Below are 23007 nucleotides of genomic sequence, written 5' to 3'. Positions count from 1 at the left end.
ACACCCGGCCCGATGCCGGTATCGATCCCCGATGTTCCCGCCATGATGAACATGACGGTGCAGGAGATGATCGAGGCCACTCCGCTCGGACCCATCCTGGACACCTCTGTCGCAGATGTGTTGTCCGGCCACGGCTTACCGGCGCTGCCTGCTCTACCGCCGCCGGGGGCGCCGCTGCCGGGTCTTCCGCCCTTGCCGCCGATCGATCTGAGTCTGCTCGTCAAACCTCTGACCGATCTCCTGGGCGGTTTCGGCACCGGAAACCTCTCGGGTGCCGACTTCGATCCGTCGGCGATCTTCGAGGGTCTGTCCCAGGTGTTGCAGACGAGCATGTCGATGAGCTCCGGCGCGGTGAAGGCGCTCGACAAGCTGTGGTCCGGGACCGCGTCGACCGCGGCGGTGGGCAAGTCGGCAGCGGCGAGCGCGGACACGGCGAACGTCTCGACGCAGGGTACCGGGATGTCGATCGACATCCAGGCCGCCGCCGGCATCGTCGGCGCCGGATTGGCTGCGGTACAGGCGATCATCGCTGCCACCATCACCAAGATCGCCGGCACGATCCCGCTCATCATGACTCCGCCCGGGCAGGGCCTGGCGGTCGCATTCGCATCCGAGGGACTGGCCGAGGCGACCGCCCAGGTCGCGGTGACGCGGGCGCAGCTCCTCGGCCCGACCGCCAAGATGACGGCAAACGGTGCCCCGGTCGCGGTGACCGGTGCGCCGACCGCGGCCGGTGGGGCCCAATCGCCGTTCGCGGTCGCCAGCGCGGTGCTCGACGGCGTCGCGCCGGCGGTGTCGTCGGCCTCCGAGTTGCCGTCGATGATCGCGTCGCCGGTGTCGGGGATGCTTTCCGCGGCGCGGGCCGATCCGTACCCGGGATCGGGCGCCGCGACCGGTTCGGCCGCGGGCCGGCCGGGTGGACCCGGCGGTGGCGGAGGTGCCGGCGGCGCAGGCGGAATGAGTCGCGCCGGTGGCGGTGGCGGCGTGGGAGGCGTCGGCGGCGGTGCCTCCCCACTGGCGCCGCGACCTTTCATGACACCAACGGTGGGCATGACCGAGCCGGCCGCATCGGGTCCGGCGCAGATGGCCCGCGGCGGCGTCGCATCCACGGGTGCCATGCCCGCGTCGATGGCCCCGATGGCCGGGGCCGGCGCGGCGCGCGGCGCAGGCGCGTCCAATGAGGAACACCAGGTGCCGGATTACCTCGTCACCGAGGACAACGGGCAAGCGGTCGTGGGGGAGTTGCCCGACGTCGTCCCCGCTGTCATCGGCCAGGAGGATCAGGCGCAGGCGGCCCCGGAGTCGCCGGATATCGAGCTCCGACTCGGCCCGCCGCCGGGCGGAACGCCCCCGACCACCGACACGTAGCCGTCACCACAGCGTCACTGCGAAACATCGACCGTCCGAACACATCCCGGAACGAGGAAGTCATGACCGAAGCACCGTTGAACGTCGACCCCGCCGAACTCGTCGCGGCGGCAGGCCGACTCGACCGTCTCGCCGAGCGTCTGGAGAACTCGCTGGGTGCGCTCACCCCGGCCTTGACAGTGCCGGCGGCCGGCCGCGACGAGGTCTCGCAGACCTCGGCGACGAGCTTCAATTCAGTGGCCGAGGCCTTCTCCACCGATTCCGCGCGCGGCGTCGAGGAATTGCGCAAGATCGCCGCGCTGCTGCGGTCGCAGGCGCAGGTCTATGCGCGCGGCGAGGACGACGCGGCGGCAGAGTTCCGCGTCTGACCGTAGATCTCGACACCCGACGATCCCGACCCGACCTGTCGACGAGAAAGGAGAAGTGAGTGACCGGATACACCGGCGTCATCTGGGACGCCCGAACCACCGAGCAGCTCGCCTCCGATCTCGGCGACGGCGCCGGACCCGGCCCGCTCGCGGAGGCCGGGCTGGCCTGGGGGCGGGTGGCATCCGAGATGGCCTCTGCCGCCGCCGAATACGGCACGATCCTCGCGGCCATGGCGGTGCACTGGGAGTCGGGACACACGATTGAGTCCTTCGAGAAGTTGAGCCGCCTCGCCCCGTGGTTCGCCGAAGCCGCGGCAGAGGCCGGACAGAACGCGGGGCGGGCCGAGGCCCAGGCCGCCGCGGTAACGGTGGCGCGGCTGACGATGCCGAACCTGGTGGAGGTCGACCTCGCCGAGGAGGCCATGCGTACCGCGACCGCGGTCAGCGCGATCGCACCTGCATTGGTGGGAGCTGCCGCGCAGGCGGAACGGGCGGTGCACGACCAACGTATGCGTGCGGCTCGGGTGATGCAGACCTACGAGTCCGCCTCCGAAACGGCCGCCAAGCCGTGGAAGGGCGCTCCGCCGGCGCCGAACCTCGTTTCGGCACAACCACTCGCCGCAGAGCGCGCAGCACGCGAGACAGCCGCGCGCGCAGCCGCGCACACCCCGCCGAAGTCGTCCTCCACGACGCCCGCTGCGTTGGCCGGGATGCCGATGGCGGCAATGGCAGGTTTCGCCGTGGCGCCGGTGGAGAAGACGAACTATGTGCCGACCACCCTGGCCGGCGGGGCGCCGGCCGGCACGGCGACCGCAGGCCCGACTGCGCCTGCGCACGCGGCGCAGTCACCCCACCACGGACCGATGGCCCCGCCGGTGGCGCCCCACGGGGCGGCCGCGGCCGAACGCGTGGTGACGCGCGCTCCATCGGCACCGGAACCCGCCGACGAACTGGGCGCCGCCGAGGCCGCGGTCGATCCGCCCTCGACGTGGGCCGAGGTCGCGATCGCAGAAAAGCCTGCGGTACAGCATGTCTCGGATGATTCCTCGGATCGATCGCTCGACCCGCGTTACGTCCACGAGACTCTCGTGCTGGATCATCGGAAGGGGCTCTGACATGTGGGGCCTGACCGCGGAATCGGCAGCGGTACTCGATGTCGACGTGCTCTGTCGCGTCGGCGAACTGGCGGGGGTTCAGACCTGGCCGGTCGTACTCGACCTGTGGCACACCGCAGTCGACGGCGACGAACTCGCTGAGCGCCGTGCCGTGGCCGACCAGCAGATCTGGGAGCGGCGATTGCTCGTCGACGGTGAGCCCGTGGCGTGGTTGGCCACCGCACTGCACATCCTGGCGGCTCCCGAACGTCAACTCGAGATCCGTACGTTCTCGGCGGACACCGGCACCGAGCCCAACGCAGGCGATCCGCGTCGGACGTGTGTCGCGCGCCGGGGACACGATCATGTGATCGCTCGTCGCAACGGATCCGAGGTCGACCTCGCGGTCGTGGACGTCAACTCGGAGGCCGAGATCGGGGCGATCCTCGCCCGTGAGTTCCCTTCGCTGGAACCGGCGGTGTTCACCGGGCTGAGCGCACCCACCGAAGAACTCGCCACTCGTCTGACGCACTGCACCAGCTCCGGCGATGTCGCCGATGCACTTCGTGCCCTCGGTGCGCCAGGTCCGGACGCGACCGCCATCGCGTCGGGGTTGACCAATTGTCGCAGCCGGTCGGAGATCGTCGCGGTCTCCTGGTCGGGCGGTTTCAGCACACAATCTTCTGGTGCACTGGCGGTTTTCGACACCGACAGGGGTCGGATCGTCGCCAGTCCCAGCAAGTCTCCGGACGGGCGGGTGTGGACCACTCTGTCCCCGGGCAGTGTCAATCGGATCACGCAGGCCACCGGTCTGCTGATCGAGACCCTGCCCGAAGGACGGTGGATGCCATGACCCGGGCGGGGGAAAGGACAGGGTATCTGTGTCGCCGGCGCCGGGAGCATCGCGAGCGGGCCACACACCGCGGATACCACCGAGGCATCGCCATGCGGTGCCGCAACACAGAAGGAGAACACCATGAGTGACCCAACCGGGGGCGGCCTCAATCTCGATACAGCCGGCGCACAGGCGTCGGTCAAATCGATCAGCGGCATCGTCAACGAGATGCAGGCGATTCTGGGAACCATCCAGAAGCAGACGGCGGCCGGCCAGGAGACCTGGTTCGGTCGGGCCAGCGAGGCATTCGGCACGACCAATGCGGATTGGCACACGTCGGCGACCAAGCTGCAGGCCGTTCTGCAGGAGATCGAGAACGCCCTGATGTCGGGGTTCACCGAGTACGAGGACATCGACAGCAGCGCGGCGCAGCCGTTCCAGAACCAGGTCCACGTCAAGATCTGACCCGTCCGCACACCCCGGACTCACCCACCACGACCATCAGAAGGAGACAGCAATGTCCGGCAAGATCGGTTACAACCCCGCAAGCCTCGGCGACCTGTCAGGCAACATCCACGCACAGTTCGGCCGGCTGGAAGAGCTCGCCACCAGCCTCAAGACCCAGGTGAATGCGCTCGCCGACAACTGGCAGTCAGGCTCCAAGCCTCAGTACGACGATGCGCAGGCGCGTTGGGACGCGTTGTTCATGCAGGCCCGCGAGCAGCTGAGCGGCCTCGGACGGGGCGTTCAGAACGCGTCGGACACGATGATGAACGCCGACCGCGCGATCGGCAAGGGCTTTCAGGGCATGGTCTGAGACCGCTTGCGCCGCAGTGGGGCCACCGATCTCCTCGGTGGCCCCATTGTCGTCTGGGTAGAAGGTGGCCACTGTCACGGGCCCAACATCAGATGCGGACTCGTCGTCCGCCCGGGGACATAGGTGGCGCGGTTCTGCGCGCAGAACCGGCATCGGTGCGATAGCGTCGGGCGAGACCGTCGAGGAGGTACTGTGGCCAACCCTGACGCCGCCGGCGCGCCCCGTGAGACATGGACCAGGAACTCGGGTTTCATCCTGGCCGCCATCGGATCTGCGGTCGGCCTCGGCAACATCTGGAGATTCCCCGGCGTCGCCTATGAGAGCGGCGGCGGCGCGTTCATCGTCCCGTATCTCGCCGCACTGCTGACCGCCGGCATCCCGATCCTGTTCCTGGACTACGCGATCGGCCATCGTTACCGGGGCGTCGCCCCGCTCGCGTTCCGCCGTATCCGGCAGAAGGCGGAAGCCATCGGCTGGTTCCAGACCGGCCTGCTGTTCGTCATCGGTGTCTACTACGCCGCGGTCATCGCGTGGGCGCTGAGCTATTTCGTGTACTCGTTCGATCTCCGATGGGGTTCGGATACGACGACGTTCTTCCTCGAGGACTATCTGCAGGTCGGTGATCCCGAGGTGTCGACGACAGTCGTCGGCAACGTCGCCATCCCGCTGGTCATCGTCTGGCTGGCCATCCTGGCGGTGCTGTGCCTGGGCGTCGCACGAGGCGTTGAGAAGATCAACATGGTCTTCATCCCGCTGCTCTTCGTCGGATTCACCGGTCTCGTCATCCGCGCGGTCACCCTCGACGGCGCCGCCGACGGCCTCAACGCACTGTTCACCCCGGACTGGTCGGCACTGTCGGACCTCGACGTATGGATCGCGGCGTACAGCCAGATCTTCTTCTCACTGTCGATCGCGTTCGGCATCATGATCGCCTACTCGTCGTTCCAGCGACGCAAGGCCAACATGACCAGTTCCGGTCTGGTCGTGGCATTCGCGAACTCGTCGTTCGAGATCCTCGCCGGCATCGGTGTGTTCAGTGCGCTGGGCTTCCTCGCCTATCAGCAGCAGGCCGCGATCTCGGAGCTCGAAGGGCTGACCGGGCCGATCCTGTCGTTCGTGACGTTCCCGGCCGTCATCTCGGAGATGCCGGGTGCCAGCTTCTGGGGTGCGCTGTTCTTCGGCTCGCTCGTGGTCGCCGGGTTCACATCGCTGATCTCGCTGTTGGTCGGTGTGCAGAGTTCCCTGCAGGAGAAGTTCGGTCTGAGCCGAGTGGTCGCCGCGGCCGTCACCGCGGGTGTCAGCGGCGTCATCTCGATCGGCCTGTTCTCCACCACCTCGGGGTTGATCGCACTCGACACGGTCGACCAGTTCGCCAACAACATCGGCGTGGTGTCGTCGGCGATCATCATGACGGTGTTCACCGTGTGGCTGGCACGCGACGCCGACATCCTCCGCAGACATCTCAATGCCGTCTCGACGTTCCCGCTCGGTAAGTGGTGGATCGCCCTCATCGGCGTCGTCGGACCGGTCTTCCTCACGATCATGCTGGTGCAGAAGATCATCTCGATCATCGACGAGGGCTACGAAGGCTATCCGACGTGGTACCTCGGGGTGTTCGGCTGGGGAACGATCGCCCTGCTGATCGTCGTGGCGGTCGTCTTCACCCTCCCGTCGTGGAAGGGCCGCGACTATCCTGGGTTCCAACCGTGGCCGCCACTCGACGACCAACCGAAGAAGGAGGCGGTTCGATGAGTGCAGGCGCCATCGTCATGATGATCATCGCCATGGTGATCGTGTGGGGTGGGCTCGTGGCCAGCATCGTGTATCTCCGGATGCGGCCCGAGAAGACGGACAGCCCGTTCGAGGACCCAGATCTGGTCGCCGACGACACAGCTCGCAGCCAGATGCCGCATCCCACCCGCGACACCTAGCCCCTGGTTCCGGTCGGATAGCCTTGGCTCAGACAAGGCAGACGACGAAGGGGACGAGATGACCACGGTGGCGGACTCCGCACTTCAGGCAGACAGTCGCAACGGGATCGACTTCAAGGTGGCCGACCTGTCACTCGCGGATTTCGGCCGCAAAGAGATCGAACTGGCCGAGCACGAGATGCCGGGGCTGATGTCACTGCGACACGAGTACGCGGATGTGCTGCCCCTCAAGGGTGCTCGGATCTCGGGTTCGCTGCACATGACCGTCCAGACCGCGGTGCTGATCGAGACGCTCGTGGCGCTCGGTGCCGAGGTGCGGTGGGCGTCGTGCAACATCTTCTCCACCCAGGACCATGCCGCGGCGGCCATCGTCGTGGGTCCCCACGGCACTCCCGACGAGCCGAAGGGTGTGCCCGTCTTCGCCTGGAAGGGTGAGACTCTCGCCGAGTACTGGTGGGCGGCCGAGCAGATGCTGACCTGGCCGGAGCAGCCGGCGAACATGATCCTCGACGACGGTGGCGACGCCACGATGCTGGTGCTGCGTGGCGCCGAGTTCGAGAAGGCAGGGGTGGTCCCGCCCGCGGAGGACGACCACCCGGCCGAGTACAAGGTCTTCCTGGAACTGCTGCGGTCGCGGTTCGAGACCGACAAGACCAAATGGACCACGATCGCCGATTCCGTCCAGGGAGTCACCGAGGAGACCACCACCGGCGTCCTGCGGCTGTACCAGTTCGCCGCCGCCGGCGAACTGAGCTTCCCGGCGATCAACGTCAACGACTCCGTCACCAAGAGCAAGTTCGACAACAAGTACGGCACCCGCCACTCCCTGATCGACGGCATCAATCGCGGAACCGACGTGCTCATCGGCGGCAAGAAGGTGCTCATCTGCGGCTACGGCGACGTCGGCAAGGGCTGTGCGGAATCCCTTGCGGGACAGGGTGCCCGAGTCCAGGTCACGGAGATCGACCCGATCAACGCCTTGCAGGCGCTGATGGACGGCTACGACGTGGTCACCGTCGAGGATGCCATCGCGAATGCGGACATCGTCATCACGTCGACCGGCAACCTGGGCATCATCACGCTCGCCCACATGCAGCAGATGAAGAATCAGGCGATCCTCGGCAACATCGGTCACTTCGACAACGAGATCGACATGGCCGGTCTGGAGAACTCCGGCGCCAAGCGCATCACCGTCAAGCCGCAGGTCGATCAGTGGATCTTCGAGAGCGGTAAGTCGATCATCGTCCTGTCCGAAGGGCGCCTGCTCAATCTCGGTAATGCCACCGGTCACCCGTCGTTCGTGATGAGCAACAGCTTCTCCAACCAGGTCATCGCGCAGATCGAGCTGTGGACCAAGAACGACGAGTACGACAACGAGGTCTACCGGCTGCCCAAGCACCTCGACGAGAAGGTGGCACGCATCCACGTCGAGGCCCTCGGCGGCACCATGACCAAGCTGACCAAGGAGCAGGCCGAGTACATCAACGTCGACGTCGAGGGCCCCTACAAGCCCGAGCACTACCGCTACTGAGCAACCGCCGGGTCACCTCACCAACGTGCCCAGCACGGAGGTCGACAGAACCCCGAAAAACGCCGAGAGAACCCACCGCGATCGACAGTCGCGGCACGGTCACCGACCGTGGGTTCTCTCGGCGTTTTTCGGGGTTCTGTCGACGTGAAAGTGGGTTCTGTCGACGTGAGAAGCCTACGTCCCGATGTCCAACTCAGTCCCCGGGCACACGTACCAGGTGCCGTCCTCGCGGGCGAAGCTCTCCTCGTTCTGCTTCGGTGACGAGCGCTGGTTGCCCAGTTCGAGGTGGGTCGTCACCGTCGACGCCGCCGAGTCGCCGGTGACGGTGATCTCGGTGAGGTCCTCCAGGACGACGTAGCCGGTGATGTCCAGCGGTGTGGTCACCTGCGGGCGCATCGCACTGCACACCGATGACTGGATACGGGTGACATTGCGGGAGTTCACCGCGTCGACGAAGGCCTGCATCGCCGTGCGGATTCCGCTCTCGTCGGCGGTGCTCGCGGTGGCGCCGCCCTCGGGCGGCCCGGGTGTCCGGACCAGCTCGTCACGGGCGGCGGAATCCGCCGACGACCCTGCGCCGTCGTCGGCGACGGTGAGGAACACCGCCGAGGCGATGACGGCGACGATGGTGATCAGGCCGAGCACGGTGCCCACGATCATGCCGGTGCGCCGAGGTGGTCGCGGCGGCGGATAGGGCGGTCCGTATCCGACCGGCGGTGGCCAACCCGGAGGCTGACCCTGCGCGTAAGGGTGGCTCTGCGGGTAGGGGTGGGCGGGGCCGCCGTGCATCGGGGGCCCGCCGGGATGGAGAGGTGGATGCCCGCCCTGACCGGGTCCGGGGCCGAAGGGCGGCTGACCCCCTGGCGGTTGCTGATGGGTCACGCGGCCTCCTTCCGTCGGGGGGCTTGAACTTTCAGGCTATCGAAGTGCCGATTGCCGGTCACGGACGGTCATTCGTCCAGCAGACGTACCGCCAGCTCGGCGACGTCCTCGTCCGCGGTCGACTGCCACGGCGACATCCAATTCGCTTCCGCCAGTTCGCGATACACGGCATCCACGCGCAGTTGAAGGTCGGTGTTGCGCTCGTAGAGGTCCCGGCGGCGGCTCGAGTCGATCGACTCGCGGTGGGCGGCGCGGTCCATGGCAACCTGTGGAGCCACACCGAGGAGGACGTGATGGTCGGGCACCGGTAGGCCGAAACGTCGGAACTCGATGTCGCGCACCCAGGACACCATCTCGCCGTCGGCGCCCTGCCCGAGTCGTGCGGCGTTGTAGGCGGCGTTGGAGGCGACATACCGGTCGAGCACCACGATGTCGTGATCGGCGACGGCACCGCGGATCTCGGCGGCGGCGCCGGCGCGATCGAGCGCGAACATCAGGGCCATCGCGTACACGCTGTCGCTGAGGTCTCCGTGCTGTCCGTGTAGGGCCTCGGCTGCCAGGTCGGCGGTCACCGATTCCCCGTACCGCGGAAAGGTCAGTGTCCACACCCGCAGTCCGTCCTGGCGCCATCGGTCGACGAGCCCTGTGACGAGGGTGTTCTTGCCGGCGCCGTCGAGTCCCTCGACGGCAATGAGTTGACCCACGTGCGCGATGGTAACGGCACCGGGCCCCCTCATCGGGCGAGGCGACACGGTGGGTCGCGCGACCCGGTACGGCGCGTCATCTCCGCAGTTGGGTCACGAAAGTGTCACCATTGAGAGTATGAAGCCTCGCATCCTCGTCGTCGACGACGACGCCGCACTCGCCGAGATGCTCACCATCGTGCTGCGTGGCGAGGGTTTCGAACCGTTCGTGGTGGGCGACGGGACGCAGGCACTGACCGCTGTTCGGGAGATCCGCCCCGATCTGGTGCTGCTCGATCTGATGCTCCCGGGAATGAACGGCATCGATGTGTGTCGCGTGCTGCGGGCCGACTCGGGTGTGCCGATCGTGATGCTCACGGCCAAGTCGGACACCGTGGACGTCGTCCTGGGGCTGGAGTCGGGCGCCGACGACTACATGGTCAAGCCGTTCAAGCCGAAGGAACTCGTGGCCCGTGTGCGGGCTCGGCTGCGCCGCACCGACGAGGAGCCGGCCGAACTGCTGTCGATCGGGCCCGTCGAGATCGACGTCCCTGCCCACAAGGTCACCCGTGACGGCGTGCCGATCTCGCTCACGCCGCTGGAGTTCGACCTGCTCGTGGCGCTCGCGCGGAAACCGCGGCAGGTCTTCACGCGCGATGTGCTGCTCGAACAGGTGTGGGGTTACCGCCATCCGGCGGACACTAGACTTGTGAACGTGCATGTCCAGCGTCTGCGAGCCAAGGTCGAGACCGACCCGGAGAACCCTGAGGTTGTGCTGACGGTGAGGGGGGTCGGCTACAAGGCCGGCCCACCGTGATCGGCCGACCCCGCCGCCGCGTCAACAGCACCTTCGGACGCATCACCCGCGTCGCGAGCAGTATCGGCCGTGCCTTCGGCAAGGTCTGGCGTCGATCCCTGCAGCTTCGGGTCGTGGTGTCGACGCTGGTGCTGTCGTTTGTGGTGATCCTGATCCTCGTGTTCGTGCTGATCAGTCAGATCACCGACCGGCTCCTCGATGTGCAGCTCGCCGCGGCGACCGAGGAGGTCGAACGGGCCAGGGTTGCGGTCGAACGTGATCTGACCAGCAGTGACGGCAACATGTCGGTGCAGAACCGTCTCCGGCAGACGCGCTCGCTGCTCACCGACCGGGACGTGGACACCAGCGAGAGTTCGGGCACGGTCGGCACCTTCGACACCGTGCTGGTGGTCCGGGGAACCGGGGAGGACGGCGGCGACAGCGGCGTCGGACCGATCTCGGAGATCCCGGAGAATCTGCGCGACATGGTCGAGGGCGGACAGGTCGCCTACCAATACACGTCGATTCCGAACACGTCCGGCGGTTCCGAGCCGGCGTTGATCGTCGGCACACCCACCAACGCGTCGGTCCCGGGTCTCGAGCTCTACCTCGTGTTCCCGCTGACCAGCGAGCAGAACACCATCGACCTGGTCCGCGGCACCCTCGTGACCGGCGGCGTGGTTCTCCTGGGATTGCTCGCCGCGATCGCGTGGCTCGTCTCCCGGCAGGTGGTCCTGCCGGTGCGTTCGGCCTCGCGGATCGCCGTCCGGTTCGCCGACGGCAGGCTCAAGGAACGCATGCCGGTGCGGGGCGAGGACGACATGGCGAGGCTGGCCATGTCCTTCAACGACATGGCCGAGAGTCTGTCCAAGCAGATCACCCATCTCGAGGAGTTCGGCGGCCTGCAGCGGCAGTTCACCTCCGACGTCAGTCACGAGCTGCGGACGCCGCTGACCACGGTGCGGATGGCGAGCGACGTGCTCTACGAGGGCCGCGACGAACTCGACCCGGTCCGCAAGCGGTCGGTGGAACTGCTCGACAAGGAGCTCGACCGGTTCGAGACGCTGCTCAACGAATTGCTCGAGATCTCCCGCCACGACGCGGGTATGGCCGAACTCGCCGCCGAACGGATGGACATGGCGATCCCGATCGACGGTGCTCTGGCGACTGTCAGCCACCTCGCCGAGGAAACCGGTACCGAGTTGGTCCTCGACCTGCCGACCGAACCGGTGATCGCCGAGATCGACCCCCGCCGCGTGGAGCGCATCCTGCGTAACCTGCTGGCGAACGCCATCGACCACGGCGAGCGCAAGCCGGTCGTCCTCACGATGCGGTCCGACGGTGATGCGGTGGCGATCACGGTCCGCGACAACGGAATCGGTCTTCGTCCCGGGGAGGAGAAGCTCGTCTTCAACCGCTTCTGGCGCTCGGACCCGTCGCGGTTCCGCCGTTCCGGAGGCACCGGTCTGGGGCTGGCGATCAGCATCGAGGACGCCCGGCTCCACCAGGGCCGATTGGAGGCGTGGGGCGAACCCGGAAAGGGTGCATGCTTCCGGCTGACCCTGCCGCTGCTGCGGGGTCACAAGGTGCTCGGCAGTCCATTGCCGTTGAAGGCGGTCGGCGGGCCTGTTCGGTCCACGCCCCAGCGCGCCATCGCGCCCAGGCCCGACGCCCGGCCGGACGAGTCCGCCGAATCCGCCGGCGCGCAGTCGAATGTCCCGGAGAACAGCGGGGGAGGTGGCAGTGTCTCCGGCTGAGCCCGTGACACCGCAGCTCGGGTCCCGGTCACCGAGGATGCGACCCGGGGGAGCGACCGGGATCGTCGTCGCGATGCTGCTCGCGATGCTCTGTGTCCTCAGTGGTTGCGGATCCATCCCGACGAGTTCGTCTCCCCAACCGATCACCGCGTTCGAGCGGCAGGGTCCGACGAACGACGTCCCCGAACCGCAGGCGGACATGGACCCGGAGTCTCTCGTCCGGGCGTTCCTGCAGGCGACGGCCGATCCCGACTCGGGCCATGAGGCCGCGCGAAAGTTCCTCACCACCGCGGCGTCCGAGCAGTGGGACGACCGCGGGGACATGCTGATCGTCGACGAGATCAACATCTTCGTCGACCAGCGCAGCGAAGACGCCGTGCGACTACGCCTGATCGGCGACAACGTCGGGACGTTGACGACCGCCGGGGAGCTGCTGCCGGCCACGGGCCGGGTGGAGACGAGTCTGTCGCTGACGCGCGCCGGGGACCAGTGGCGCATCGACGGGCCGCTGCCGAACGGCACGATGATCGATCGCAACCAGTTCGACGCGGCGTACCGGGCCGCGACGCTGTATTACACGGACCGCAGCCTCGAAAATCTGGTCGCGGATCCTCGATGGTTCTACTCGGGCACGGGTTCCGACCCGACCGCACTGCTCACCCGTTTGATCGCGGGGCCCGCATCCGACCTCAACGGTGCCGTGGACAGTGGCTTCCCCAACGGCGCGGCTCTGCGCGGGCCCGTCACGTCGCTGACCGACGGCGGTGTGCGGGTGGAGTTGACCGGTATCGGCTCCAGTTCCACCCGCGACCGAACGGCGCTGGCCGCCCAGATCATCTGGACGTTGGACGCGGCCGACATCGGCGGCCCGTATGTGATCAACGCCGACGGCGGGCCGCTCATCCCCGAACGCGCGCCCGGCTGGCAGACGGCCGACGTGCAATCGTTCGACCCCACGGCGGTGCCGGCCACCGACGTCGGCCTCAACATCATCCGACTGGGTGCGATGCTCAAGGTGACCGATTCGGGAACGGTCCCGGTGGACGGTCCGCTGGGCACCAGCACGGCGGTACGGTCGGCAGTGATCTCCGCGGACGGGCAGCGAACGGCCTCGGTGCGTGCCCGTAGCGGTGGCGGGCCACGGCTGGAACTCGGGATCGGGCCCTACGGTGGCACCCCCTCGGTGGTTACCTCCGGCGAGTCGATCACCCGACCGTCGTTCGGCCAGGACGCCAACACCGTCTGGGCCGTCGTGGACGGTCAGCCGGTGCAATGGGTGCGCGACGAATCCGGCGACAGCGAGCGCCTCGCGCCGGTGGACGCCGAGGCGATCGCCACCGTGGCCCGCGGGCCGATCACCGAACTGCAGGTGGCGCCCGACGGCGTCCGCGTCGCGCTGATCGTCGGCGGGCAGGTGGTGTTCGCGGTCGTGGCCACCAACGCCGAAGGTGCTGTGTCACTGGCCAGCCCGCGGATCGCGGCCTACAACATCGGGAACCGGGCACTGTCGTTGGACTGGGCGTCGCCGACGACGGTGATGGTCGCTCGGGACGCGCTCGAATCCCCCGTCGTGCAGCTGTCGATCAACGGCACCCCCGCCGTCGGCCTGCTGTCCGGCAACCTCTCACCTCCGGTGCGAGCGGTTGTCGCCGACCAGTCGACGGTGTACGTCGGAGACACCCGCGGAGTGCTGCGACTCGGGAGTTCGAACGGTCAGCCCGATCAGTACTGGACCGAGGTCGAGCCGGCGATGGCCCCCGATGTCATCCCCGTGCTGCCGTGACGCGGTGCGCACCCGACATCAGGCTCCCGCGATGACGACCACCGTGCTCACATGCAGGTCGTGCGCGGCCAGCACCCGGCACGACTGGGCCGCGGTCGCGCCCGTGGTCAGGATGTCGTCGACGAGCAACACCGGTCCGGCGACGATGCGGGAAGAGGGCACGAATCGGCGACGCACGTAGACGGCATCGGAGAGATTGGCCACGCGGGCGCGGGCGTCGAGACCGGCAGAATCCCGCGCCCGGGCCGACGTGGCGAGCGCGTCGGCGACGGCCACGCGCCGACCGAGCCGGTCGGCCGACGCTCGTGCGATCGCTGCGACCGGGTCCCCGCCCCGGCGCCGGGCCGCCGACGCACGCGTCGGTGCGGGAACCAGGGTCAGGGTGTCGCCGTCCGGAATCTCACCCCACTGCGACAGGGTCACGATCCCCCGCGCCAGCGCGCCGCCGAGCGGGCCGATCAGGTCACGGCGGCCGTGTTCCTTCATGGCGATCAGTGTCGACCGGTACGTCCCGCGGTAGCGCCCCAGCGCCCATGCGGCGACGCCGATCTCCACTCGCGGTTCGAGCCGCACCGGACTGTCGGTCAGTGTCCTCGCGCAGTCGCCACACCAGTCGGTGCCGGGTTCGCCGCAACCGCCGCACTGTGTCGGGACCATCAGATCTGCCCCCGAACGGAGTATCTCGGCGGCGTGGGCGGCCGGCCCGGTTCGGCGCGCTCGTGGCACCCCGTCAGAATGCCGGGCCGCCGAGCCCCGCCGAGGTGGGCCGGTCCGGTCGTCGCGCGATCTGTGGATTCCCGGCTCGGATGTGCACAGCGCGACACGACGCGGTTGCGCCGAAACGTGGCCAGTAGGCGAACTTCGGGCTACGGTCGTAGGCACAACAGGTAGCCGCCGCTTTTCGCGAGGAGGTGAGGCCCCTGCCCCTGAGTGTCAGCCGTCGGCTGGCATGGATTCGATTCCCTACCGATGACGAAGGTGTCAGCGCGACAAGAGGTCTGGTGTCGCCGCGCCCGGGTGCGATCGCTCGTACGAGTCAGGTCGCAGCAGGTGCAGCGGGGTCGGCGGACCTTCGGCCTACTCCCATCAGCGGCACCATGCCGCCTCTACCGATGGATCGGGACACGTCGCGCCGTGGCGCCGGAGTCGCGCGCCGGGAACCATCACAAGGAGGTAGTTGTATATGTCAACAGTCATCCACCGCAAAGGCCACCGCGAGTCGAAGGTCGGTGATCGTGCCCCCGAACCGACTCGTGAGAGCAAGAAGAACTCCTCGTCCCCCGACGAGGCCTTCGATCCCAGCTTCGCCTTCGTCCGACCTGCCGGCACCGTCGCCGCCGACGAACCCGCCGAACCCAATGCCAAGGTCGACATCAGTGGACGCAACGTCGAGATCCCCGATCACTACCGCATCTACGTCGGCGACAAGCTCGCCCGGCTGGAGCGTTTCGACCCTTCCATTTTCCGATTCGACGTCGAACTGAACCACGAACGCAACCGCAGGCAATCCAAGGTCTGTCAACAGGTCGAGATCACCGCCGTCGGGAAGGGCCCGAAGGCCCGCGCCCAGGCATGTGGCGAGAACTTCTATGCCGCGCTGGAGAACGCGCTGGACAAGCTGGAATCGCGGCTGCGTCGCGTCAAGGACCGGCGACGGGTGTCCTACGGCAACCGCCGACCGATCTCCGTTGCCGAGGCCACCGAGATCGGGGCCCCGCCGCTGCGAGACGGCCAGCTCACCGCGCAGCCCGACTCGGAGGGCGACGGGCCCGATCAGACCTGGGACGACGGCGTCGAACTGCACGAACCCGGGCAGGTCGTGCGCGTCAAGGAGCACGAGGCCGTGCCGATGTCGGTGGATGACGCCCTGTACGAGATGGAACTGGTCGGTCACGACTTCTTCCTGTTCCATGACAAGGAGAGCGACAAACCGTCGGTCGTCTACCGGCGTCACGCCTTCGACTACGGGTTGATCAGGCTCGCGTGACACCGATCAGGTTGCACTAAGGCGGCCTGAGTACCATGGAATCCGGTCTGTACTGTGCTGCAGGCCGGATTTCGTGTGTGTTGTCGACATGAGTGAGGGACTCGATCCACGGTGCTGAACAAGCTGCTGCGCGTCGGTGAAGGCCGGATGGTCAAACGACTCGATGCGATCGCGTCGCACGTCGAGGCACTCTCCGACGAGGTCGAGGCGCTGACGGACGAGGAACTGCGGTCCAAGACCGACGAGTTCAAGGAGCGCATCGAAGACGGTGCGTCGCTCGACGAACTCCTCCCCGAGGCGTTCGCCGTTGCCCGTGAGGCCGCGTGGCGTGTGCTGGAGCAGAAGCACTTCCACGTCCAGATCATGGGCGGCGCGGCCCTGCACTACGGCAACATCGCCGAGATGAAGACCGGTGAGGGCAAGACCCTCACCTGCGTGCTGCCCGCCTACCTCAACGCGCTGGCCGGCGACGGCGTGCACGTGGTCACCGTCAACGACTACCTCGCCAAGCGCGACGCCGAGTGGATGGGCCGCGTGCACCGGTTCCTGGGTCTCGACACCGCGGTCATCCTGACCGGGATGAGCTCCGCCCAGCGACGCGAGGCGTACGCCGCCGACATCACCTACGGCACCAACAACGAGTTCGGCTTCGACTATCTGCGTGACAACATGGCGCACTCGCTGCCGGACCTGGTCCAGCGCGGTCACAACTACGCCATCGTCGACGAGGTCGACTCGATCCTGATCGACGAGGCCCGCACGCCGCTGATCATCTCGGGCCCGGCCGAGGGGTCGAGCAAGTGGTACACGGAGTTCGCCCGGATCGCACCGCTGCTCGAGAAGGACGTGCACTACGAGGTCGACATCAAGAAGAAGACCGTCGGCGTCCACGAGGCGGGGGTCGAGTTCGTCGAGGACCAACTCGGTATCGACAACCTGTACGAGGCCGCGAACTCGCCGCTGGTCAGCTACCTGAACAACGCCATCAAGGTCAAAGAACTCTTCCACCGCGACAAGGACTACATCGTCCGCAACGGTGACGTCGTGATCGTCGACGAATTTACCGGCCGTGTGCTCGACGGCCGACGCTTCAACGAAGGTCTGCACCAGGCCATCGAGGCCAAGGAGCGGGTGGAGATCAAGGCCGAGAACCAGACGCTCGCCACGATCACCCTGCAGAACTACTTCCGTCTCTACGACAAACTGGCCGGGATGACCGGCACCGCGGAAACCGAGGCCGCCGAGTTCGACCAGATCTACAAGCTCGGTGTGCTGCCCATCCCGACGAACAAGCCGATGGTCCGCAAGGACCAGGTCGACCTCATCTACAAGACCGAAGAGGCGAAGTTCGACGCGGTCGTCGACGACATCACCGAACGCCACGAGAAGGGGCAGCCGGTGCTGATCGGCACCACCAGCGTGGAGCGCTCGGAGTACCTGTCGCGGCAGTTGGCCAAGCGGAACGTTCCGCACAGTGTGCTCAACGCGAAGTTCCACGAGCAGGAAGCCCAGATCATCGCCGAGGCGGGCCGCACCGGCGCCGTCACGGTGGCCACCAACATGGCCGGTCGTGGTACCGACGTCGTGCTCGGCGGCAACCCGGACATCATCGCCGACACCCGGCTGCGCAAGGCCGGACTCGACCCGGTCAACACCCCCGACGAGTACGAGGCCGCGTGGCCCGAGGCGATCGAGGTCGCCCGCGCAGCGGCTGCCGAGGAGGCCGAAGCGGTCAAGGAGGCCGGCGGTCTCTACGTTCTGGGCACCGAGCGCCACGAGTCGCGCCGCATCGACAACCAGCTGCGCGGTCGCTCCGGACGTCAGGGCGATCCCGGCGAGTCGCGCTTCTACCTGTCGCTCGGCGACGAGCTCATGCGCCGCTTCAACGGTGCAGCGCTCGAGTCGATCATGAACCGCGTCAACCTGCCCGACGATGTGCCGATCGAGGCCAAGATGGTCACCAAGGCCATCCGCAGCGCCCAGACCCAGGTCGAGCAGCAGAACTTCGAGGTCCGCAAGAACGTCCTCAAGTACGACGAGGTCATGAACGAGCAGCGCAAGGTCATCTACAGCGAGCGCCGCCGCATCCTCGAGGGCGAGGACCCCGGCGAACAGGTGCAGACCATGATCGACGATGTCGTCGGTGCCTACGTCGAGGGCGCCACCGCCGAGGGATACGCCGAGGACTGGGATCTCGACGAGCTGTGGTCGGCGGTGCGGACGCTGTACCCGATCGACCTGGATCCGAAAGAGGTCGTCGGCGAGAACGAATACGGCGAGCGCGACGACATCAGTGCCGAGGACCTGCGCGAGATCCTCGTGGGCGACGCGCGCAGCGCGTATGAGGCGCGCGAGAAGGACATCGAGGCGATCGCGGGTGAGGGCGCGATGCGCCAGCTCGAGCGCACCATCCTGCTGACCGTGCTGGATCGCAAGTGGCAGGACCACCTCTACGAGATGGACTATCTGCGCGAGGGCATCCACCTGCGGTCGATGGCGCAGCGCGATCCGGTCGTGGAGTACCAGCGCGAGGGCTTCGACATGTTCAACGGCATGCTCGACGCCCTCAAGGAGGAGTCGCTCGGCCTGCTCTACAACGTTCAGGTCCAGACCGAGCAGGCCCCCGCACCGGTCCCGGCGCCCGGGGCGCAGGCGACCCTCTCGTCTCCCGAGGTCGCCGACTTCGCCGCGAACGGCAACGCCAACCAGGATGGGCAGACTCCCGAGCAGGAGGCTCCCGAGCAGCAGGCGCCGCCGGCGCTGCGCGCGGTCGGTGTCGAGCAACCCGATGTGCCGATGACGTTCTCCGGGCCGTCCGAAGGCGGCGGAACCGAGATCCATTCGGAGGAAGAGGAACTCGACGATCCTGCGCTGGTGTCGGCGACGCGGCGCGAACGCCGGGCCGCGGCACGACAGAGCGCCAAGGGCGGCACGCGGCAGAAGCCGCCGAAGTCGAAGAAGCGGCGCCGCTGATCGGACGTCGCCGTCGTCCGAGAATTCTCGTGGTCGAACGGAACCGGTCGTCGAGCTGGTGCGTCCGATACTCATGGAGACCCCTCGAGTCCTGATCCGGCCCGCCGCGCCCTACGAACCGCCACCGCGGCCGGCCGACCACCGTGGTGACGTGGTCGTCGCCGTGTCCGCGGATACCGACGCAGCCGCCACACGGGAGCCCGCAACCCGCCAGAAGGGTGCACCACAGAGGGGTGCAACGCAGAGGGGTACACCGCCGACGGCCGCCGTGTCGAGGGCGAGCACCGACGCGAGGCGGTTCGCGATCCGTGCGATCACGCTGGTGCTCGAAGTGGTCGATCGCCGTCGTAGTCTTGCTCAGCTCGACCCTGTCGCGCCCGTCCCGCTCATCGATCACGTGGAGGCGCTGGTCCGTGCCTGCGCCACGGGCACCGCTGCGTCCGGCGTAGGTGGGGGAGACGCGGCGGGCCTGCGCCGGCTGCATGTGCAGATGCTCGGCCCCGGCGCCGCGGAGGTCTTCGGGAGCTATCGGCGTGGGCAACGCGTGCGTGCCTTCGCGGGACGAATCGAACAGCTGCCCCGCCGGGTGCGTCCAGCGCCGGGGACGCCGCGGCCCGGACTCACCCGCAACGTCGAGTATCGCTGGCAACTCGTCGCCTTCACGCTGGTCTGACGACGTGCCGGCGCGTGGCCGCCAGACCTGATCGGTGCCCGCTTCGGCGTCGGGCGCCGGAGTGGAACGTGCATCGTCCCGGAGGTACCGGCCCGCGGCCACTAGGATCGCAATCGTGGTGAACCGTCTGTCCCCGCGCGAAGCGATGTTCTACTTCCTCGACGAGTCCGGGACCACGACGCACCTGGGGGCGCTGCTCATCGTCGACCCCTCAGGACCCGACGAACCGACCGGGCCGGACGCCGAGGCGCCCTCGAGTCCCGACTCGTCGGCCGCGCGCGGCCCGCGGGCCCTCGACTACCCGGGGCTGGTCGCGCTGGTGGAGAACCGACTCCAGACGATTCCCCGATATCGTCAGGTCGTCCGGGAGGTGACCCTCGGACTCGCCCGACCGGTGTGGGTCGATGACCCCGACTTCGACATCAACTTCCACATCCGACGCTCCGGGTTGCCACGTCCCGGTGACACCGCGCAGCTGCAGGATCTCATCGCCCGGGTGATGTCGCGCCCGCTCGATCGGACCCGTCCACTGTGGGAGATGTACCTGATCGAGGGGTTGCCGGACGGCAGGCAGGCGATCCTCACCAAAACCCATCGCTGTCTGGTCGACGACGACGCCGCCCTCGAGATCAGCGAGGCGATCTGCGACGAGCAGACATCCGTCGAGCGGCTCACCGAAGATCTGTGGATGCCGGGGTCGCCGCCGAGCAGCGTCTCGCTGGCGGTGGGGGCGGTGGCCGAGGCGATCTCCCGGCCGGGCGACCTGGTCGACTCGCTGGTGCACGGTAATTCGATCGTCGCGGAGATGCGCTCGACCACCGAGGACGTGGTGCGCCGGGTCGGCAGCATCGTGCAGCAGCTCACCGACTCGGCCCCGGCGAGCCCGCTCAACAGCTCGACGACCTCGACCAGGATCTTCGCCGTCGCGTCGGTGCCGCGACGCGGGTGCGCCAAGATCGCCGACCGCTATGACTGCACCGTCAACGACGTCGAGCTGGCGATCATCTCCGGCGTGATGCGCCGATGGATGTTGTCCTTCGACGAGTCGGTCCACGCGGCCGACACCGTCCGTGTGGTCCTGCCGCTGTCGGCGCGCGATCCGTCCGTGGAACGGCGGGTCGACACCGACGGTCGGTGGATCGCCGTCGGCAAACCCAGTTTCGTCACCGATCTTCCGGTGGGCGAGGACAATCCGGCTGTCCGGCTGGCCCAGGTCGCGGGGCTGGCCAACAGGTACGCGCAGTCCTCGCGTCGGCTGTCGCTCGGCCCTCAGCCGATCCTGCCCGAGTTGGGCGTGGTGCCATTTCCGGAGCTCAGTTCGCGGGCGTTCCGTAGCCTCAACCGCCGCGCGTACAACGTCCCGGTCGGGATGGGGACCTCGCCCGTCGCGAACCGCTTCGTCGACGGTTGCCCGGTCACCGCGATGTACGCGATCCCGACCCTGATGGCGCAGCGCGCGCTGGCCATCAGCATCACCGACTATCGCGACAACCTGCAGTTCGCGTTCCTCGCCGACCGCGGGGTCATGAACGACCTACCCGCCATGACCGAGTACGTGACCGAGGCGTACGACGAACTCGTGGCCACCAAGTGACCCGGGCTCCGGTGCGGGACACTAGGATTGGGCTGTTTGTCGATGCAGGTCGATCGGTGAGGGGAAGAGTGCGATGAGGGTGTATCTGCCGGCAACACTGGCAATGCTGATGCAGCTCAACGAGGTCGGTGAGTTCCGGGCGATCGGTGGTACCGGTTTCGCGCTCACCCCGACACTGCGGGAGGCATTCGTCTCCGGCGACGACGAAGAACTGGCCGAGGTCGCGATGCGGGAGGCCGCGCGCGCCTCCCTTCGCCTACTGGCCGGCGAGGCGCCGGAGTCCGGTGACACCGACGCGGACGCGGATCTCGCCGACGACGAGCGGTCCACCAAGCCGGGGGACACGCCACGGTTGCCGCCGCGTCGCGTGGTGGTCGCCGCCGACGTCGCCGAGGTGACCCTGCACCCCGAACTCGACGACGCGGTGGTGAAGATCCACGGTCCGGTGCCCCTGCGTGACATCGCGTCGGTGCACGTCGACGTCGCCGAAGCGGAGGACAAGGTGCGCGCCGCCGTCGTGGTGGTCGATGCCGCAGATCTCGGCGATCAGGACGCCGAACTCGCCGTGGGCGACGTCGAGGATTTCGACCTCGCCTGGTATGCGACCCAGGAGCTCCCGTTCCTGCTCGAACTGCTCTGACAGGGCTTTGCACCGCCACCACCGTCGCGTAACCTACGGGACCGTAGGTTGATGGTCGGCGATGCCGTTCGAGGTGACCCCGTGGTCACGGTGAGGTGGTGCTGAAGTGGGGTGGCTCGAGCGGTTCGAGGAGCCGGTGGCCGGGATCGCGACCCGGAATCGGGGTTCACGATGGGCGCGTGCGGCGGTTGCCCGGATCACGACCCCACTACTGCCGGATGATTACCTGCACCTGGCGAATCCGCTGTGGTCGGCGAGGGAACTGCGCGGAAAAGTCGTGTCGGTGACCGCCGAAACCGAGGACTCCGCCACCATCCGCATCCGTCCCGGATGGGGATTCTCCTTCGACTATGCGGCCGGGCAATACGTCGGCATCGGCGTGCTGATGCAGGGCCGCTGGACATGGCGGTCGTATTCGCTGACGTCCGTGCCGGTGTCGGCTGTCGACGACGGACACGACCGAACGATCTCGATCACCGTCAAGGCCATGCCGGAGGGATTTCTGTCCTCGCATCTGGTCACCGGACTGCAGCCCGGTACAGTGGTCCGACTCGCGGCGCCGCGCGGCGAGTTCGTCCTACCCGAGCCATTGCCGGCCAAGGTCCTGTTCGCCACCGCGGGTAGCGGCATCACGCCGATCATCTCGATGCTGCGGACGATTCGGCACCGCGGACAGCGCACCGACATCCGGGTGGTGCATTCCGTACCGTTGGCGGCCGATCTGCTGTTCGCCGAGGAATTGGGCTCGATGGCCGACGACGGGCTCATCGACCTGCACGTCCAGACCACGCGTCCCGACGGGCAGCTCACTCCGCGGCGACTGGAAGAACTCGTGCCCGATTGGCGCCTCCGCCAGACGTGGGCATGTGGTCCGGCGGGTTTTCTCGACTCCCTGCAAGCCATGTTCACGGAGTCGGGTGTCGGCGACTCGCTGCACATCGAACGCTTCGCGCTCGAGCGGGGCGCCGTCGGTGCACGAGGCGGCACCGTGTCGTTCCAACGGTCTGGGCAGTCCGCGGAGGTCGACGGCGCGACAACCCTGTTGGAGGCCGGCGAGTCGGCCGGCGTGCTGATGCCGTTCGGCTGCCGGATGGGGATCTGCCAGAGCTGCGTCGTCATGTTGGAGCAGGGCTGCGTCCGCGACCTCCGGTCGGGCGTCGAGCACGTCGAGGGCGAGCGGATTCAGACCTGCATCAGCGTCGCGGCCGGGGACTGCACCCTCGGCGTGTGATCCACCGCACCACGGCTGCGCTGTTCCGTTCGCGAGTGGGCACGATCGCGTTAGGCTCGAATCC

Annotated in this window: 21 protein-coding genes; 18 read left to right on the top strand and 3 right to left on the bottom strand. The window is 67.7% G+C overall.

The genetic code is table 11. The features are described from left to right. The first annotated feature begins 12 nt into the window (after positions 1 to 12). From VZC37_RS11650 to ahcY, 9 genes are all read left to right on the top strand, one after another. The gene (locus VZC37_RS11650) at positions 13 to 1368 is read left to right on the top strand and encodes a hypothetical protein (protein WP_330432665.1); all 1356 of its coding nucleotides are present in this window, start codon (positions 13 to 15) and stop codon (positions 1366 to 1368) included. A 62-nt stretch (positions 1369 to 1430) separates the two neighbouring features. Then, positions 1431 to 1736, top strand: coding sequence for a PE family protein (locus tag VZC37_RS11645; protein ID WP_330432664.1), 306 nt, complete (start codon positions 1431 to 1433; stop codon positions 1734 to 1736). A 59-nt stretch (positions 1737 to 1795) separates the two neighbouring features. Then, a complete protein-coding gene (locus VZC37_RS11640; protein WP_330432663.1) occupies positions 1796 to 2851 on the top strand; it encodes a PPE domain-containing protein in 1056 nt (351 codons plus the stop codon). A gap of 1 nt (position 2852) precedes the next feature. After that, positions 2853 to 3683: an ESX secretion-associated protein EspG gene (locus VZC37_RS11635; RefSeq protein ID WP_330432662.1), complete on the top strand. Its 831-nt coding sequence runs from the start codon at positions 2853 to 2855 to the stop codon at positions 3681 to 3683. A 123-nt stretch (positions 3684 to 3806) separates the two neighbouring features. Then, on the top strand, positions 3807 to 4130 hold the full coding sequence (locus tag VZC37_RS11630; RefSeq protein ID WP_330432661.1) for a WXG100 family type VII secretion target: 324 nt from the start codon (positions 3807 to 3809) through the stop codon (positions 4128 to 4130). A 52-nt stretch (positions 4131 to 4182) separates the two neighbouring features. Beyond that, on the top strand, positions 4183 to 4482 hold the full coding sequence (locus VZC37_RS11625) for a WXG100 family type VII secretion target (protein WP_330432660.1): 300 nt from the start codon (positions 4183 to 4185) through the stop codon (positions 4480 to 4482). Between the two features lie 192 nt (positions 4483 to 4674). After that, positions 4675 to 6234: a sodium-dependent transporter gene (locus tag VZC37_RS11620; RefSeq protein ID WP_330432659.1), complete on the top strand. Its 1560-nt coding sequence runs from the start codon at positions 4675 to 4677 to the stop codon at positions 6232 to 6234. Then, on the top strand, positions 6231 to 6413 hold the full coding sequence (locus VZC37_RS11615) for a methionine/alanine import family NSS transporter small subunit (RefSeq protein ID WP_330432658.1): 183 nt from the start codon (positions 6231 to 6233) through the stop codon (positions 6411 to 6413). The genes VZC37_RS11620 and VZC37_RS11615 overlap by 4 nt, the downstream gene beginning before the upstream one ends. Positions 6414 to 6471: 58 nt before the next feature. Next, complete coding sequence (gene ahcY, locus VZC37_RS11610; protein ID WP_330432657.1) at positions 6472 to 7944, top strand: adenosylhomocysteinase; 1473 nt, start codon at positions 6472 to 6474, stop codon at positions 7942 to 7944. A gap of 174 nt (positions 7945 to 8118) precedes the next feature. Here the strand turns inward: ahcY and VZC37_RS11605 are convergent, their stop codons facing one another. After that, positions 8119 to 8826: an Rv0361 family membrane protein gene (locus tag VZC37_RS11605; protein ID WP_330432656.1), complete on the bottom strand. Its 708-nt coding sequence runs from the start codon at positions 8824 to 8826 to the stop codon at positions 8119 to 8121. Between the two features lie 68 nt (positions 8827 to 8894). Further along, positions 8895 to 9530: a dTMP kinase gene (locus tag VZC37_RS11600; RefSeq protein ID WP_330432655.1), complete on the bottom strand. Its 636-nt coding sequence runs from the start codon at positions 9528 to 9530 to the stop codon at positions 8895 to 8897. Between the two features lie 118 nt (positions 9531 to 9648). Between VZC37_RS11600 and mtrA the strand changes: the two genes are divergently transcribed. Genes mtrA through lpqB form a run of 3 tightly spaced genes read left to right on the top strand, consistent with a single transcriptional unit; the run spans position 9649 to position 13845 of the window. Continuing rightward, positions 9649 to 10326, top strand: a complete 678-nt coding sequence (gene mtrA, locus VZC37_RS11595; protein ID WP_004023513.1) for an MtrAB system response regulator MtrA — start codon at positions 9649 to 9651, stop codon at positions 10324 to 10326. Continuing rightward, the gene (mtrB, locus tag VZC37_RS11590; protein ID WP_330432654.1) at positions 10323 to 12062 is read left to right on the top strand and encodes an MtrAB system histidine kinase MtrB; all 1740 of its coding nucleotides are present in this window, start codon (positions 10323 to 10325) and stop codon (positions 12060 to 12062) included. The genes mtrA and mtrB overlap by 4 nt, the downstream gene beginning before the upstream one ends. Before the next feature lie 37 nt (positions 12063 to 12099). After that, positions 12100 to 13845 carry an MtrAB system accessory lipoprotein LpqB gene (gene lpqB / locus VZC37_RS11585; protein ID WP_330432653.1) on the top strand — a complete coding sequence of 582 codons (1746 nt, stop codon included), beginning with the start codon at positions 12100 to 12102 and terminating at the stop codon, positions 13843 to 13845. An 18-nt stretch (positions 13846 to 13863) separates the two neighbouring features. Here the strand turns inward: lpqB and VZC37_RS11580 are convergent, their stop codons facing one another. Then, entirely contained in the window at positions 13864 to 14502 is a 639-nt protein-coding gene (locus VZC37_RS11580) for a ComF family protein (RefSeq protein ID WP_330433129.1), read from the bottom strand. Positions 14503 to 15028: 526 nt separating this feature from the next. Between VZC37_RS11580 and hpf the strand changes: the two genes are divergently transcribed. From hpf to VZC37_RS11550, 6 genes are all read left to right on the top strand, one after another. Beyond that, positions 15029 to 15832 carry a ribosome hibernation-promoting factor, HPF/YfiA family gene (gene hpf, locus VZC37_RS11575; protein WP_330432652.1) on the top strand — a complete coding sequence of 268 codons (804 nt, stop codon included), beginning with the start codon at positions 15029 to 15031 and terminating at the stop codon, positions 15830 to 15832. 111 nt (positions 15833 to 15943) lie between these two features. After that, positions 15944 to 18805 carry a preprotein translocase subunit SecA gene (secA, locus tag VZC37_RS11570; RefSeq protein WP_330432651.1) on the top strand — a complete coding sequence of 954 codons (2862 nt, stop codon included), beginning with the start codon at positions 15944 to 15946 and terminating at the stop codon, positions 18803 to 18805. Positions 18806 to 18878: 73 nt separating this feature from the next. Beyond that, positions 18879 to 19478, top strand: coding sequence for an Rv3235 family protein (locus VZC37_RS11565; RefSeq protein ID WP_330432650.1), 600 nt, complete (start codon positions 18879 to 18881; stop codon positions 19476 to 19478). Between the two features lie 115 nt (positions 19479 to 19593). Further along, positions 19594 to 21072, top strand: a complete 1479-nt coding sequence (locus tag VZC37_RS11560) for a wax ester/triacylglycerol synthase domain-containing protein (protein WP_330432649.1) — start codon at positions 19594 to 19596, stop codon at positions 21070 to 21072. Positions 21073 to 21145: 73 nt separating this feature from the next. Beyond that, positions 21146 to 21712, top strand: a complete 567-nt coding sequence (locus VZC37_RS11555; protein ID WP_330432648.1) for a DUF6912 family protein — start codon at positions 21146 to 21148, stop codon at positions 21710 to 21712. A 106-nt stretch (positions 21713 to 21818) separates the two neighbouring features. Then, entirely contained in the window at positions 21819 to 22943 is a 1125-nt protein-coding gene (locus tag VZC37_RS11550; RefSeq protein WP_330432647.1) for a ferredoxin reductase, read from the top strand. The last annotated feature ends 64 nt before the right edge of the window (positions 22944 to 23007 follow it).

The sequence above is a fragment of the Gordonia sesuvii genome (assembly GCF_036350415.1).
GTDB lineage: Bacteria > Actinomycetota > Actinomycetes > Mycobacteriales > Mycobacteriaceae > Gordonia > Gordonia sesuvii.
This window is presented reverse-complemented; position numbering and strand designations above follow the sequence as displayed.

What these genes read in the sequence shown, in the direction of transcription:
- VZC37_RS11555 (WP_330432648.1), top strand. Translation starts at nt 21,146, where the DNA reads ATGAGGGTGTATCTGCCGGCAACACTGGCAATGCTGATGCAGCTCAAC.
- VZC37_RS11615 (WP_330432658.1), top strand. Translation starts at nt 6,231, where the DNA reads ATGAGTGCAGGCGCCATCGTCATGATGATCATCGCCATGGTGATCGTG.
- hpf (WP_330432652.1), top strand. Translation starts at nt 15,029, where the DNA reads ATGTCAACAGTCATCCACCGCAAAGGCCACCGCGAGTCGAAGGTCGGT.
- mtrA (WP_004023513.1), top strand. Translation starts at nt 9,649, where the DNA reads ATGAAGCCTCGCATCCTCGTCGTCGACGACGACGCCGCACTCGCCGAG.
- VZC37_RS11635 (WP_330432662.1), top strand. Translation starts at nt 2,853, where the DNA reads ATGTGGGGCCTGACCGCGGAATCGGCAGCGGTACTCGATGTCGACGTG.
- lpqB (WP_330432653.1), top strand. Translation starts at nt 12,100, where the DNA reads ATGCGACCCGGGGGAGCGACCGGGATCGTCGTCGCGATGCTGCTCGCG.
- VZC37_RS11650 (WP_330432665.1), top strand. Translation starts at nt 13, where the DNA reads ATGCCGGTATCGATCCCCGATGTTCCCGCCATGATGAACATGACGGTG.
- VZC37_RS11630 (WP_330432661.1), top strand. Translation starts at nt 3,807, where the DNA reads ATGAGTGACCCAACCGGGGGCGGCCTCAATCTCGATACAGCCGGCGCA.
- VZC37_RS11565 (WP_330432650.1), top strand. Translation starts at nt 18,879, where the DNA reads ATGGAGACCCCTCGAGTCCTGATCCGGCCCGCCGCGCCCTACGAACCG.
- VZC37_RS11580 (WP_330433129.1), bottom strand. Translation starts at nt 14,502, where the DNA reads ATGGTCCCGACACAGTGCGGCGGTTGCGGCGAACCCGGCACCGACTGG.
- VZC37_RS11645 (WP_330432664.1), top strand. Translation starts at nt 1,431, where the DNA reads ATGACCGAAGCACCGTTGAACGTCGACCCCGCCGAACTCGTCGCGGCG.
- VZC37_RS11625 (WP_330432660.1), top strand. Translation starts at nt 4,183, where the DNA reads ATGTCCGGCAAGATCGGTTACAACCCCGCAAGCCTCGGCGACCTGTCA.
- ahcY (WP_330432657.1), top strand. Translation starts at nt 6,472, where the DNA reads ATGACCACGGTGGCGGACTCCGCACTTCAGGCAGACAGTCGCAACGGG.